Source organism: Loigolactobacillus bifermentans DSM 20003, from assembly GCF_001434575.1.
Lineage (GTDB): Bacteria > Bacillota > Bacilli > Lactobacillales > Lactobacillaceae > Loigolactobacillus > Loigolactobacillus bifermentans.
In genome coordinates this window covers 157,092-170,867 of record NZ_AZDA01000093.1, presented here as the reverse complement: position 1 = coordinate 170,867, position 13,776 = coordinate 157,092, and the positions used below count along the sequence as shown (strand labels likewise).

At 42.1% G+C, this 13,776-nt stretch carries 13 protein-coding genes; 2 read left to right on the top strand and 11 right to left on the bottom strand.

What is annotated here, in order from left to right; all coding sequences use genetic code 11:
• Nucleotides 1-510 precede the first annotated feature (510 nt).
• Nucleotides 511-900: a hypothetical protein gene (locus FC07_RS11500; RefSeq protein WP_057905244.1), complete on the top strand. Its 390-nt coding sequence runs from the start codon at nucleotides 511-513 to the stop codon at nucleotides 898-900.
• Between the two features lie 161 nt (nucleotides 901-1,061).
• Here FC07_RS11500 and FC07_RS11495 read toward each other — a convergent pair whose 3' ends face one another.
• From FC07_RS11495 to FC07_RS11475, 5 genes are all read right to left on the bottom strand, one after another.
• Nucleotides 1,062-2,495, bottom strand: coding sequence for a S41 family peptidase (locus FC07_RS11495; RefSeq protein WP_420814208.1), 1,434 nt, complete (start codon nucleotides 2,493-2,495; stop codon nucleotides 1,062-1,064).
• A 17-nt stretch (nucleotides 2,496-2,512) separates the two neighbouring features.
• Complete coding sequence (locus FC07_RS11490; RefSeq protein ID WP_057905242.1) at nucleotides 2,513-2,731, bottom strand: YozE family protein; 219 nt, start codon at nucleotides 2,729-2,731, stop codon at nucleotides 2,513-2,515.
• A 17-nt stretch (nucleotides 2,732-2,748) separates the two neighbouring features.
• Entirely contained in the window at nucleotides 2,749-3,366 is a 618-nt protein-coding gene (locus FC07_RS11485) for a YpmS family protein (RefSeq protein ID WP_057905301.1), read from the bottom strand.
• Entirely contained in the window at nucleotides 3,363-4,223 is an 861-nt protein-coding gene (locus FC07_RS11480) for a DUF459 domain-containing protein (RefSeq protein ID WP_235807504.1), read from the bottom strand. Before FC07_RS11480 ends, FC07_RS11485 begins: the two co-directional genes overlap by 4 nt.
• A 67-nt stretch (nucleotides 4,224-4,290) precedes the next feature.
• Nucleotides 4,291-5,136 carry a DegV family protein gene (locus FC07_RS11475; RefSeq protein WP_057905299.1) on the bottom strand — a complete coding sequence of 282 codons (846 nt, stop codon included), beginning with the start codon at nucleotides 5,134-5,136 and terminating at the stop codon, nucleotides 4,291-4,293.
• A 141-nt stretch (nucleotides 5,137-5,277) separates the two neighbouring features.
• Here FC07_RS11475 and trhA point away from each other — a divergent pair, with 141 nt between their 5' ends.
• Nucleotides 5,278-5,940, top strand: coding sequence for a PAQR family membrane homeostasis protein TrhA (gene trhA / locus FC07_RS11470; RefSeq protein ID WP_057905241.1), 663 nt, complete (start codon nucleotides 5,278-5,280; stop codon nucleotides 5,938-5,940).
• 49 nt (nucleotides 5,941-5,989) lie between these two features.
• Here trhA and FC07_RS11465 read toward each other — a convergent pair whose 3' ends face one another.
• The 6 genes from FC07_RS11465 to FC07_RS11440 form a co-directional block, all read right to left on the bottom strand.
• Complete coding sequence (locus FC07_RS11465; protein ID WP_057905240.1) at nucleotides 5,990-6,793, bottom strand: pyruvate, water dikinase regulatory protein; 804 nt, start codon at nucleotides 6,791-6,793, stop codon at nucleotides 5,990-5,992.
• A 17-nt stretch (nucleotides 6,794-6,810) separates the two neighbouring features.
• Nucleotides 6,811-7,443, bottom strand: coding sequence for a helix-turn-helix transcriptional regulator (locus tag FC07_RS11460; RefSeq protein WP_057905239.1), 633 nt, complete (start codon nucleotides 7,441-7,443; stop codon nucleotides 6,811-6,813).
• 70 nt (nucleotides 7,444-7,513) lie between these two features.
• Entirely contained in the window at nucleotides 7,514-10,159 is a 2,646-nt protein-coding gene (gene ppdK / locus FC07_RS11455) for a pyruvate, phosphate dikinase (protein ID WP_057905238.1), read from the bottom strand.
• A gap of 224 nt (nucleotides 10,160-10,383) precedes the next feature.
• Nucleotides 10,384-10,890: a dihydrofolate reductase gene (locus tag FC07_RS11450; RefSeq protein ID WP_057905237.1), complete on the bottom strand. Its 507-nt coding sequence runs from the start codon at nucleotides 10,888-10,890 to the stop codon at nucleotides 10,384-10,386.
• A gap of 1 nt (nucleotide 10,891) precedes the next feature.
• Nucleotides 10,892-11,842: a thymidylate synthase gene (locus FC07_RS11445; RefSeq protein WP_057905236.1), complete on the bottom strand. Its 951-nt coding sequence runs from the start codon at nucleotides 11,840-11,842 to the stop codon at nucleotides 10,892-10,894.
• Between the two features lie 12 nt (nucleotides 11,843-11,854).
• Nucleotides 11,855-13,744, bottom strand: coding sequence for an ABC-F family ATP-binding cassette domain-containing protein (locus FC07_RS11440; RefSeq protein WP_057905235.1), 1,890 nt, complete (start codon nucleotides 13,742-13,744; stop codon nucleotides 11,855-11,857).
• Nucleotides 13,745-13,776 lie beyond the last annotated feature (32 nt).

The window sequence follows — 13,776 nt, the reverse complement described above, 5'->3', positions numbered from 1 at the left end:
GACGTTTATTTAACTAAAAGATGGCCTGATCTGATATCGCTTATCAAGCACTCTCTATTTTTGTATCTGTTTCTGAAACAAAAATAAGCATATCTATTTTACCACAGTTCAAGCGTTGACTTGGACTGTTTCGTTTTGGCCCTAACCAGTAGGTTTATAAGCAGTCAAGTTTTTTATGCTGGCTTCTAGGGGCGCGTGAAACCCTTCTGTAGACTTTTTGCTGTTGCTTAGTGTTTAAAAGCCGTTCGGTTGGTACGTAGTTTAATTAACATAACTTTATTTATCTTAAGCATCAATGCTTAGCGCAACAAACGCATCAATTGTAATTTAAAGCTTCTGACGAAAGAATCCTGTAACGCGTTGTGTTTGGTAGTGTTACCCACCGATGATGATATAATCACACTCAAGCACCAAATTAAGCGATAAACCCTCTAATCTCAGCCAGGGGTACTTCTTTAATCCGTTGCAATACGCTATACTGAAATGAAAAACAATTCAGGAGCTGATAAAATGTTCAACTATTCAACTTACCAAACACTGCCTGACGCATTGACCTTTGAACAAGCCTTAGCCCTTTACAATCAGATTCATATTCCTGAAGCTGAAAACGACGCTGACTTTAATGAACTTTGGCAAGACGTGGTGCGTAGTGCTGTCACTTATGTTGCCGACCGTAATCAGTGGCAATTAATGACAACGACGGAAAAAGCGGCTTTTGATCACCGCCGAACACTAGATCACAACAGCTATATGGCAACCGTGGTGGCCTTAGGACGCTACTGCAATCGACAATGGCAAGTAGATTGGCTTCCCCTGCTTGGTACGCCTGAACAAAACCGGAAACGTTTCGGCGACTTTGCGGGTTACTTAGTTTTGTTTGGCAATTTAGCAGCCCGCTAATCAATCAATTAATGAGTCATGCTATCCAGACAATTATTTTGAGCCATTATCAAACGAACAGTCTAACTAAAAACAGTCATCTGATCAAAAAGATTTAATCGCATTATTTTCGCAACAAAAAAGTCCTCGTTTTGAGGGCTTTTTTGTTGCGAAAATCGCACCTATTTCAACGCATCAACGGCTTTATCATAAACCGGATCGTTTTGACTGATCTTAGTGGCTAATTCAGTTTGAATCTTTTGCATCGTTGCTTTATCCAGCTTACCAGAAACGGTTAAATGTTGCGCAGTTTGGAACTTACGTACGGCTTGTTGTGTTACAGCACTAAAGTAACCATTCGTGGTATCGACTGTGTAACCTAAGCCTTTCAATGCTTGTTGCATGGTTTTAATGTTCTTCGCTACATCGCCTTGCTGGTAGGTTTTCGTCGTCGAAACCACTGGCAAGTAGGCGTAACTTGGGTATTTCACTTTGACATTCGGTGTCAGGCCCTTTTTGTTGATCCAAGTGCCATCTGGTGTCAGCCATTTGGCCACGGTAATCTTAAATTCACTGTTGTCGTTAAAGTCACTGACATTTTGGACGGTGCCTTTCCCGAAGGATTGGCTCCCAATTAATTGGATCTTGGCCGACTGATTTAACGCAGCAGAGAAAATCTCGGCAGCTGAGGCACTGCCATCATCAATCAGAACCTTGGTTGGTTCTGTGATCTTAAAGCCTTTATCGTAGTCTTTGCCAGCCTTATAAACCTTAGCAGCACCGGTTCGTGCTTTAACTTGCATAATCGTTTGGCCATTCTTTAAGAACATACTAGACATCTTCAAAGCTTGATCCATTAAACCACCAGGATTTTCACGTACATCGACAATAAAGGATTTTGCGCCTTGTTTGCGTAGCTTTTTAACAGCAGCCTTAAATTCTTTACTGGTGCGTTCAGAGAATGTGGTGACTTGGATATAACCAATTTTATTAGCTTTAATGTATTTGGTATTCACTGTGGTCACTGGAATGACATCCCGTTTCAGGTTTACCGTAAAGGTATCACTGCCACGTTTAATGACCAACTTCACTGACGTGCCTTTCTTGCCACGAATCTTGCTAACGGCTTGATCCACTGAAAGACCTGCTGTGGAATGACCGTTGATCGACATAATGATGTCGTTGGCCTTTAACCCCGCTTTCTTAGCCGGACTACCGGCAATCGGGGCGATAATTTCAATGCGGCCAGCCGATTTCTGGACCTGTGCCCCGATACCTTCAAAATTACCAGAGATCGTATTGTTAAGATCTCCTGCATCGTTACCCGTTAAATACTCTGAATAAGGATCATCCAGACTATTTAGCATGCCGTGAATGGCGCCATTGACCAGTTTTTCAGAGCTGACTTTACGATAATAATTTTGTTGGATCGATTGATACACATTGGTCAACTTTTGAAAACTAGCTGGTGTGTTGGCCGTGTTGATCTGTTGGCTTTGCCAAATCGTGACGCCGATTAATGTCCCGAAAATCCCTAACGCAAGCGCTAAGATAATCGAACAAATATAAACCAATAAACTGACTTTACGTTTTGGGGTTTGCTTGTTTTTCAAAATAATCTCACTTCCACATTTTAATTCGTTTCCTGATACTGTTGATACGTCTCATCAAAAATACTCATATTCGGTAAATAGCCTGCATTTTCTTCTAAGTAGCGGGACAAATCATCATAATCAGTCGCTTGTTTCGGAAAGGTCTGATCCAGAAAGGCGTTGTCTGCAAATTGTGCAATTTCATCATGGCTCATCGGATTACGCTGCGTCATGAGATACGTATAAAAGCTTTTGCTCACGATTAAAACGGCCCCCTTTAATTGGCTTGATTAACTTGTGGGATATAGACGTTTAAGTCGATGTCGTTGTGCGGTAAGTCGATTCGTTTGGCCTTGATCTGCATCCCGTTTTTCATCTTAAATTGATTTAACTTCACTAAAATCGTTTGATCTTTACTATTTAAACTGATCCACTTGGGAAACTTATACGTGTGGCCAATATAATTCATCACGACTTTAATCGGCACTTTCAAGGTGCCAATGGCTAGCCGCCGGGCTTTTAGGGCCACATCCCCATTCGAACGGACATAAGGTGCTAAATAAAGACTAAATGGCACTGGATAACCTAGTAATTTGAATTTTCCTTTTAAAACCGCTTGATTGCCTAGTGAAAATTGATACTTCACTTTACTATTTTTAAGGTAGTGTTCTAAGTAATATCCGACAATGGCATTGACCTGTTGCTTCTTAAGCGAAATCCCAAAGGTCGGGTCACGTTTGATCAATTTTTCTTGCGGTGCATTTTGTGGTTCAGCCGTCGTAGTGAGTTTGGGCACGTAATAAACGCCGATCGCCAAAAGAATCACAACTAAGCCGATAAAGAGCCACTTCCAAACGTTAACCGGCTTGCGTTGTCGCTGCTGTTTTGTTGTCATGATTTGATTAACCATCCTTTTTGATGCGCCATCATACTGGTATAAAGTTTCTGCGTCATCTTAGTATACCCGATATAATTGGGATGAAAATTATCCCCTGTAAAAATTAATTGATTTTTACTTTTTTTCGATTTTGACTGTTGGGTTAAGTTGCCTCCTTTTGACATTAAATTACAAATATTCACAAAATAACCATTGCCTTGTTGCTGTAAAACCGTTTGGGAGGTTCGATTCCAATCCACCACCGCAGCCTGCATTTCAGTCATTTTCGGAAAATAAACGTAAAACGGATTGTAAATACTAAACATAAAAATTGGGGCCGTCGTGTTATAATGACGCACATCTTTTAATAATGTTGTCAAGTGGCGCTGATAAACTTTACGAGCAGCTTGGATATTCTTTTCATTCACCGAAAGGCCGTTTTGTTTTAACACACCCATTAAATCGTTGCCACCAACCGTCATCACAATGACGTCGGCATGGGCCAAATTCGTTTGGATCTTCGTTTGCTTTTCAAGTCGTGTGTTAATTTGAGTACTGGTATCGCCGGCAACACCGTAATTTTGTGTTGCCACTTTTAGTGACTGATGTTGGGTTAGATTTTTTTTGATAATCCCCACGTAGCCACCATTATCCGTCTTATCACCTACGCCTTGGGTTAACGAGTCCCCTAATGCAACCAGCTTGATGTGTTGTTTCTTTTTGGGTTTTGGCTGACTAACCTTAACCGTCTTTTGCGTAGCAGGTTGCGCCTGCTGTTGCTGGTAAAAGTACCACCCACCATAGCCTGCGCCTGCAAGTACCACTAAAATCACCAGTAGCCAAGGCCACAGCCGTCGCTTCTTTGACGTTTTCAAACAATCCCTCCATTTAAAATTAAAAAAAGGCCGGCCGCAGCTCGCGCCAGCGTCCCGCCTATTTGATTTAGTCTTCAGTATAATACATTAATGCAAAAGCACCCATACCAGCGTATGTTGCAATAATTGGACTGGTTTCACGTACTAAAACAGGTACATTTGGTAAAGCCGCTTGAAGCTGTGCTTTGAATTCATTGACCACTTTGTCAGCTGCCACATGAGAAATGCCAATCCCTTTAACATGGGGAAGTTGACTGAGATTATTGATGATCTCACGCATAAATTTATTGACAGTTTTCACGCCACGCCCTTTTGTCCGAACTTGTAGTTCACCATCAACCATTTCAAAAATAACTTTCATATTCAGGATATTTGAAATTAAACCGGTAACACGACTAACACGGCCACCCTTGACGATATTATCTAAAGACATGACTGCCATGTATAATTTCGTGCTATCACGGACCCGGTCAATTGCAGCCAATACATCAGCCTTCGTTGCGCCGGCTTGTGCCATTTTCGCAGCTGTTAAGACTTGAAATGCCATGCCACGATCTGTTTCACGCGTATCAATGACAGTCACATCAGACTTGCTAATAGAAGCAGCCTGACGCGCTGTATCCACAGTGCCGCTAATGGCATCGGTCATATGCAATGCAATGACACTACTGCCATCTTCACCTAATTGATCAAATAACTCGATAAAATGCCCAATTGGCGGTTGACTGGTTTTGGGTAATGCTTTTGCCTCGTTCATCAATGTGACAAATTGTGGCCGTGTCAAGGTCTCCCCATCTACATAAACGGTATCATCGATCATCACGGATAAAGGAATCACGGTGATTTGATATTTTTTGATTTCATCTGGCGTCAATTGCACTGACGAATCTGTAACGATTTTGATTGTTGCCATGACTGGATCAGCCACACTTTCTTCCAAATAATTTTAAATTCATGCTACAATATGAATGCTGAGTAAATCCTGGTAGCACCTACTTAGTATAGCAGATTCATGCCGGATTTACACTGCCAATTAATGACCTGAGGTGAGTTCATGCGCGGAACCATACAAAAACCTTTTTTGTCGCGAACCTATTTAATCGTCTATGAAGTGTTAAATGCTGTTACCCATGGCGTTGGTTTTTTCTTAAGTGTCGCAGGATTTGTTTTTCTCATGTTGAAAGTACACAGTGAGCAAAGCAATGCTTTTACCACCACTGCCTACGCGATTTATGGTAGCTCCTTGCTGATTTTATACTTAAGTTCAACCCTGTTTCACAGCTTGATCTTTACGCGAGCAAAACATATCTTTCAAATTTTTGATCACAGTAGTATCTTCCTATTAATTGCTGGCAGCTACACGCCGTACTGTCTCCTTGCCATTCACAGCACGTTAGGCTACTGGCTGTGTGGCATCATCTGGTTACTGGCCATTTTAGGCGTGGTTCAAAAAGCCGTCAGCCGTGGCCCTGGTAGTAGCAAAGCTTCCACCGTACTGTACGTCTTAATGGGCTGGGGCTGCTTGATCGCCATGCGGCCTTTATACCAAAGCTTAGGCCCTATCGGCTTTACACTCCTGGTTGCCGGTGGTGTTGCGTTTACTGTTGGCGCCGTGATTTATAGTTTCCAACAAATCAAGTTTATTCATGTGATCTGGCACGTTTTCGTGATGTTGGGCACGGCCTTCATGTACTTTTCGATTCTGTTTTATATTTAACGTAAAAAATCCGTTAGGCGTAAAAGCTTAACGGGTTTTTTGGGACCAACTAATCGGCAATCTGTTCCATAATCAAAGCAGCGGCTTCCTCAACAGAACGGTTTGTCATATCAATTGGTTGAATATTCAATTTGTGGAAGACCTGTCTTGCTTGCACTAACTCAGTATCAATGGCACTTAAGTCAGTATAATGATTCGGGCTCGGTAAGCCAATCGCAGCCATCCGTGTTTTGCGAACAGCAGCCAGGCGTTCTGGCTGAATCGTTAACCCAACAAAATGGACATCTTTTAACTGATAAATGGAATCAGGGACAGGTGTTCCTGGAATCAATGGTAAATTAGCAACTTTAAGGCGCTGATTTGCTAAATACATACTAATTGGTGTTTTAGAGGTTCTCGAAACACCTAGCACAACGATATCAGCTGCACCAAACGTTTGAATATTTTGGCCATCATCGTGTGCCACCGCAAAATCAACCGCTGCCATTTGATCGAAGTAATCTTGATTAATCGCATGACGCATCCCCGGCTTGCGTAAAGGCGTCTGATGTGTCAGTTGTTCAACGGCCTTGGTTAAAGGCGACAGATAATCAATTAACGGAATTTTTTGTTCCGCCGCAAAATCCTGCGCCCACTGCACCAATTCAGGTGTGACCAAAGTTAATACAACAATGGCTTGCTGGGCTTTTGCCTCTAACATGATCTGCTTTAACTCTTTTAAATCATTTACAAACGGAAATGTTCGGACATGTGGTGTTACATTTGGAAACTGTAACAGCGTCGCTGCAGTGACCTGATGCGCCGTCTCACCAACTGCATCAGAAATAAGATACAAATTCATTTGAGTCATCATTCACCAAAATTCCTCACTTAATGATATTTCTCTTGATCAACTTTTGCACCAGCATTGATGAAATAATCAAGCAGTTTCGTTTTTGTCACTTTCCCGACAACGACGCCTGCCTTATCCAATACAGGCAGTGTATCGACTTGATGCTTTAAGAGTAAATAACCAGCATCTAGCAAACGCGTTGTGGCAGTAATCGTCACAATATTTGGCATTCTAGTCATAATCACCGCTGCAACAATTGTGGTTAAATCTTGTTTAATCAAGCTAGCCCGTAGTAAATCTTTACGTGAAATGACACCAACTAAATGTTGATCGTCATCTGCCACATAAAGTGAGCCAACATCATTCATAAACAGTGAGGTGATCGCATCTTGAACTGTTGTGGTTGGTTTAATTAAAATCGGCGTTAACATCAGCGTTTCGACTGGTACTTCGTAAATCGTTTCAAACGTCAGCGGATTCAGATGTTGGCCTGAGTAGAAATAACCTACCTTCGGCTTCGCATCTAAAATACCGGTCATCGTTAAAATCGAAAGATCGTTACGCAATGTCGGTCTGGTTAATTTTAAATGTTGTGCGATTTTATCACCACTAATCGGTTGTTCCGCTTTAACAATTGTGATAATCTCTCGCTGACGTTGTGTTAATTCCAAAAACCAGTCCCCATTTCCAACTAGAATATCCTCTCTAAGTATAAAGAGTTATTCCAAAAACAACAAGTCTTTACTTCTGTTCTTTTTGTTCGCGATAACGATATTGATGTTTCAAAGCAGCCTGAGCGCTTGCTAACAAGGCAACAGGCACCCGGAATGGTGAGCAAGAAACGTAGTCGATCCCAATGCGATCAAAGAATTGCATGGACGATGGATCACCACCGACTTCACCACAAACGCCGATTGGCAAGGAATGCTTTTCTTCACGACCGCGTGTGACTGCCATTTCCATTAATTCACCAACACCGGTTTGATCCAATGTGTTAAACGGATCAGCTGGTAACAGGCCTTTTTCAAGGTATGCTGGTAAGAATTGGCCAATATCATCACGTGAGTAACCGAAAGTTAACTGGGTTAAATCGTTGGTTCCGAAGCTGAAGAAATCAGCATTTTCAGCAATACCATCCGCTTCGATGCAGGCCCGTGGTAATTCGATCATTGTCCCAACTTGATAATGTAATTCACGACCAACTTCTTCACAAGCGGCATCAATTTGATCACTGATCCGGTTGCGCAGAACTTCCATTTCAATCTTAGAAGCGATCAATGGCAACATAATATGTGGTTTAACCAAAATATGTTCATCCTGTAAGGCAAAGGCAGCTGAAATAATAGCATCAACTTGCATCGCATAAACGTCTGGCATGGTAACTGCTAAACGTGAACCACGTAAGCCTAACATTGGGTTGACTTCCTTTAATGCAACCACCCGTTTACGTAAATCTTCAACTGGCACTTGCAAGTCAGCCGCAGTTTCATTTAATTCTTTTTCGTCATGTGGTAAGAATTCATGTAAAGGTGGATCCAATAAACGAACGGTAACCGTCTTGCCTTCAGCTAAACGATACAAGGCCTTGAAGTCTTCCGTTTGCATTTCTTTCAAAGCAGCTAAGGCTGGCTTGCGATCTTCGGCCGTTTTAGCAACGATCAACCGACGCATTTCAATCAAGCGTTCTGGGGCAAAGAACATATGCTCTGTCCGCGTTAAACCGATTCCAGCAGCTTCAAAACGTAAAGCTTGTTCAAAGTCGGCTGGTGTATCCGCATTGGCGTAGACAGCAACTTCACCGGCTTCTTTGGCCCAGTCTAAGATTTGCTGTAAGTTTTCATCATGTGCCGCACTATCCGCTTCGATTTCACCAACGTATAAGTTACCAGTGGTCCCATCGACGGAAATAACAGTGCCAACAGGTAATTTTTGGTCACCAACGTAAACACATTGATCCTCTTCAGAGACGTTTAAGGCCGCGCAACCAACAACACCACAGGTCCCCATGCCACGTGCAACAACGGCAGCGTGAGACGTCATCCCACCACGACTGGTCACAATGGCAGAGCTGGCGATCATCCCACTAATATCTTCAGGAGACGTATCTTGACGAACCAAGACCACTTTATGGCCAGCATCATTAGCAGCTTTGGCAGCAGCAGCCGTGATTTGAATTTCACCACTGGCAGCACCAGGACTCGCTGGTAAACCAGTTGCTAAAACATCTTTTGTTTTTAATTGTTCAGCTGTAAATTCGGGATGCAATAATTGGCTGATTTGTTCTGGGTCAATACGGAGTAAGGCCTGTTCCTTGTTGATCAAACCTTCTTTGACTTGGTCAACGGCAACTTTAACGGCTGCCTTAGGGGTCCGTTTCCCATCTCGGGTTTGAAGTAAGAATAATTTGCCATGTTCAATGGTAAATTCGACATCTTGCATATCATGGTAATGTTGTTCCAATTGTTCTGTGATCGCACGGAATTGTTCGTAAATTTCAGGTTCTTCATCGGCTAACTCTTGAATCGGTTTTGGTGTCCGAACACCAGAAACCACATCTTCACCTTGGGCGTTCTTTAAGAATTCACCGAACAAGCGGTTTTCACCAGTAACAGGGCTCCGTGAAAAGGCAACCCCTGTCCCACTATCGTCACCACTGTTACCAAAGGCCATCATTTGAACGTTAACGGCAGTTCCTAAGGTTTCAGAGATATGATGCAATTCACGGTAAACGATTGCACGGTCGTTATTCCAAGATGTGAAGACGGCGCTGATTGCTTCTGTTAATTGTTCTGTGGCACTTTGTGGGAATGGCCGGTTGATTTCTTCTAAGTAAACATTGTGATAACGTTTCACAATTTCTTTTAAATCATCAGTGGTTAAGTCTAAATCGCTAGTTGCATGACGATCTGCTTTAACAGCACTTAATTCTTTTTCAAAACGTTGTTCAGGAATTTGGAAAACCACGTTACCAAACATTTGAATCAAACGACGGTAACAATCCCAAGCAAAACGCTCGTTATTTGTTAATTTAGCAAGGCCTTGAACGGTTTGATCATTTAAACCAAGGTTTAAGATCGTATCCATCATCCCAGGCATTGAAATGGGTGCGCCGCTCCGAACAGAAACCAACAATGGGTTTTCTGGGTCATTAAATTTTTTATCTGCGCGCTTTTCTAATTCGATTAATGACGCCTTTAATTCAGTCATCAATCCGGCTGGTAATTCGCCATGGTTGGCTTGGAAAGCATGACAAACTTCCGTTGTAATCGTAAAGCCTGATGGTACAGGTAATCCTAATTGTGTCATTTCAGCCAAGTTGGCCCCTTTACCACCTAATAAGGTACGCATATCGCGATTACCTTCATTGAAGAAATAAATTTGTTTCATGCTAAAAGCCCCTTTCTTTATTACGTCACAAATTATATATGACGTCTTAAATAAATGCAAGGGGCTTTTTAAGGGTAATCAGCGTACGCAAAGCGCTACTCAGCATCATTAAAGGGCTTACATTGATATTTTCAAATTGAAATATTTTTTTAATTAGGCATCATAATCAGTTAATTGTGTATCATAATAAAAAATACGCGTCATATAGACACGTATTTTTAAGCTTATTTGCGTTGGTAACACTCAAATGTATAAGCATACCGATTCTTATCATCAGCCAAATATGTCTGCTGTTGTTGCAATTGAAAGGCAGTCCAATCTAACGCCGGCATCTTTGTGTCACCGGTTACTCGCGTTTGAATGCGAGTAACATAAAGCAATTGGACGTCCTGTTTAAACAATTCATACAAAGTTGCCCCACCAATGATAAATGGAATTTGATCTGGATATTGGGCTGCAGTCTGCAGCACGTCAGCCTTAGTGTGACAGACGATGACATTTTCAGGTGCTTTAAAGTCCATTTGATGGGTGAGCACAATATTCACCCGCTGCGGCAACGGACGACCACCAAAAGATGCAAATGTGCGTCGTCCCATAATAACCAGATTATCTTGGGTCGTTGTTTTAAAATAATGCATATCAGCCGGTAAGTGCCAAGGTAGTTGCCCATTCAAACCAATGGTATGTGCTTGATCTTCTGCCCAAATATAGGCCAGTTGCTTTAAAGCCATCTTAAACCGCCACCGGTGCTTTGATAGCTGGTTGGGGCTGATAACCTTCCAGCTGAATATCTGTACTGTCAAAATCAAAAATAGAATGTTTGTCTTGATTTAAAACCAGTTTTGGGGCAGGTCCTGGCGTGCGACTTAGTTGGCGTTTCACTTGTTCCACGTGATTTTGGTAAATGTGTGCATCCCCTAAGGTGTGAATAAACTCACCAACTTGTAGCCCAGTTTCATGGGCAATTAAGGCTGTTAACAAAGCATAGCTCGCAATGTTAAACGGAACACCTAAGAACACATCACCACTCCGCTGATAAAGCTGACAGCTTAATTTGCCATCATTTACATAAAACTGAAACATGGTGTGACAAGGTGGCAACGCCATACTTGGGACATCCTCTGGATTCCAAGCCGAGACGATCAAGCGGCGTGAATCAGGATTGGTTTTGATCTGCGCGATGACTTGCTGTAGCTGATCAATCGTCGCGCCCGTACTGGTACGCCAAGCTCGCCACTGTTTGCCGTAAATATTGCCGAGATCACCAAATTTGGCTGCAAAATCAGCGTCAGCAACAATCCGCTCCGTAAACTGTTTCATTTGGGCCTGATATTGCTGATTAAAGTCGGGATCGGTTAAGTGGCGGTGACCAAAATCGGTCATATCAGGACCTTGGTACGCTGCACTTGCTACATAGCGTTGAAAGGCCCATTCATCCCAAATGTGATTATGATGTTGTAATAAATAACGAATATTACTATCACCGTGAATAAACCATAATAATTCACTTTTAATCAAACCAAATGGCACTTTTTTAGTGGTTAATAACGGAAAGCCCTGACTTAAATCAAAGCGCATTTGATAACCAAACAAGCTATAAGTCCCAGTATGCGTGCGATCACCTTTAAAATGACCCGTTTCTAAAATTTGTCGTGCCAGTGTTAAATACGCATCTTCCAACATGACTATCACCTCTTAGTCGACGTATTGGCTTAATTCTTCCCAACGCGCCATTTTTTGTTCAATTTCTGCATTTGCCTGGTCTAATTGGCGTTGCTGCTCCGCCAGTTTACCATAATCTGCACCATTTGCCGCCATATCTGCTTGTAACTGTTCAACTTGTTGTTCCAGTTGATCAATTGCTGGTTCCAATGTTTCCCATTCTTTTTGCTCGTTGTATGTCAGTTTGACCTTTTTTGCTGGTGCTTTTTTTTCAGCAACCGGTGCCGGTTGCTTTTTTGCTGGTGCGGCCTTAACTGCAGGTTGATTTTCTTGCGCTAAGTAGTCCGTTAATTGTCCACTAAAGCGTTGAATTTGCCCTGCACCCTTGAAAATTAGCAGCTCATCAGCGACTTGATCTAAGAAATAACGATCATGAGATACCGTGATCACGGCCCCGTTAAACTGGTTTAAATAGTTTTCTAAAACGGTTAAGGTCCCAATATCCAAGTCATTGGTGGGTTCATCTAACAATAAAACATTTGGTTGTTGCATTAAAATTTTCAACAAATACAACCGGCGTTTTTCACCACCCGATAATTTACGAATCAAGGTACCATGCATAAAGCGCGGAAAGAGAAACTGCTCTAACAGTTGTGTCACGCTAATGGTTTCACCGGATTTAGTAGTTACCTTTTCACCGACTTTTTGCAAGTAGTTGATCATCCGTTCATCTGGATCCAATGGCTCCGTGATCTGGGTATAATAACCTAAGCGCACAGTTTCACCTAAGGTTAGTGTCCCACTGGTTAATGGAATTTTGCCAGCTAACACGTTTAAGAAAGTGGTTTTACCAGCACCGTTTTCCCCTGTAATCCCAATACGATCATGCCCTTGTACTAACAGATCCAACTGTTTAAAAATTTGTTGTTCATGAAACGCCAAGCCACCTTGCTTCAGGACGATCACTTTTTTGCCTAAGCGTTGTTGGCTTAAATTAATATCCACGTCATCTTGTTGCGCAACGCCTTGTTGCACTTCCGTTTTAAGTTCATTGAAACGATTAATCCGTGCCTGTTGCTTCGTGGAACGTGCCTTAGCGCCAGCCCGCATCCAATCCAATTCTTTTTTATACAGCTTTTCCTGCTTGGCCGCATGTTCCAACTGATTCTCAGTACGCACCGCTTTTTCCTTTAAATAAGTGGCATAATTTCCGTCATAACGTTCAAGTTGGCCAAAACTTAATTCAAAGATCCGATTGGTGACCTGATCCAAGAAATACCGATCATGGGTGACAACCAATAAGGCCCCTTTATAACTGGCTAAATAGTCTTCTAGCCAGGCAATTGATGAAAAGTCCAAGTGGTTGGTTGGTTCGTCTAAAATCAACAAATCCGGCGCTTCAATTAAAACTTGCGCTAACCCAACCCGTTTCTTTTGACCACCAGACAATTCGCCAATCGTTTGATTGAGATCTGTAATGTGTAATTGCGATAAAATCGTTTTAATTTGTGTATCAGCTGTCCAAGCATCATCCCGATTCATCGCCTGTTCAGCCTGTTCGTAGCGTGTCTGAACTTTAGGATCTGTTCCATTTTCGCTTAACGCCAATAAGGCAGCCTCATAATCTTGAATCGTTTTAAAAATCGGGTTATCCCCTGCAAAAACAGCTGCCATAATGGTTAATTGATCGTCCAAAACTGGAATTTGCTGCAAGTAACTGATGCGGTATTGTTTTGGCGTTTCAATGGTGCCTGCATCTAAACTATCCAATCCGGTTAAGGTATTTAAAAGGGTCGTTTTACCAGCACCATTTGTTCCAATCAACCCAATCCGATCGCCGGCTTGAATCATAAAATCAATTTGTTCAAATAACTTTTTCTCACCGTAAATTTTTGTTAATCCTGTTGCCGTCAGTGTTTGCATCCTGCAATCTTCCTTTTTTAAGCATTAAATAA